Source organism: Pseudomonas sp. 30_B (assembly GCF_017491605.1).
In the GTDB taxonomy this organism is placed as follows: Bacteria; Pseudomonadota; Gammaproteobacteria; order Pseudomonadales; family Pseudomonadaceae; genus Pseudomonas.
On record NZ_JAFGYY010000084.1, the window covers coordinates 1 to 708 of the forward strand.

The 708-nt window shown below is 59.2% G+C and carries 1 protein-coding gene; it reads right to left on the reverse strand.

The window, feature by feature from the left end:
* Positions 1-439 precede the first annotated feature (439 nt).
* Positions 440-708, reverse strand: a 269-nt coding sequence (locus J5M67_RS27320; protein WP_207888531.1) for a DUF6471 domain-containing protein, incomplete at its 5' end; no start/stop codon positions are given.

A 708-nucleotide genomic window follows, 5' to 3' on the forward strand; every position in this document is an offset into this window, starting at 1 on the left:
GGACGATGATGCTCGCGCTGTTCGACGAAGTGTTCGGCGGCGCAGCCGCCGTCGGCAAGGCGTGAATGTCGGCGCGTTGAAGCGCGGTCGAATTCGCGCCCTCCGTCTGAACGACGGAGAAAAGAAAAACCCCGCGCAAGGGCGGGGTTGATTTCTGCATGCCGCGGTTGCGCGACTCAGAACGGAAGTGGGCATCGATGAGAGCGGAAGAAGGGGAGGAAGATTTGGGCTCGAAGCCTTGTCCCTTGGGTTGAGGGGAGCTTCCTGCATCAACGCACGAACCTGTAGCTGCCCCCGCTCCGTATCTCAGTGGTGCCGTTATCACTTCGCGCACAACGTCCCTTCCGAAGAAGGAAGGCCCCCGTTAGGGGGCCAAAATCAGGCTGGCGCGCACGCAAAGCTCTTGCGGACAAATTCAGAGAAAACGTCGCTGATAGCGTTACCGGCCTTCCTGTAGCAGTGTGCGCACCGGCACCACGACCGTCTCTGCACCGATTGCGTCCAGGCATTCGAACAAGAACGCTGCCTGGAACGAACCTCGCGACATCTTCAGTTTGATTGTGGTTTCGGTCTCAGCACCGGGCCGTCGTTCATTCAATCGCTCCGCCAGCACCTTGTACGTTATTCCTCTTTGAGCCAGCTCCGAACGAAGCAATGCGGCAGCCGCCCGACGATAGCGGTCCTTGTTAGGACTACTTGCATCAGCCA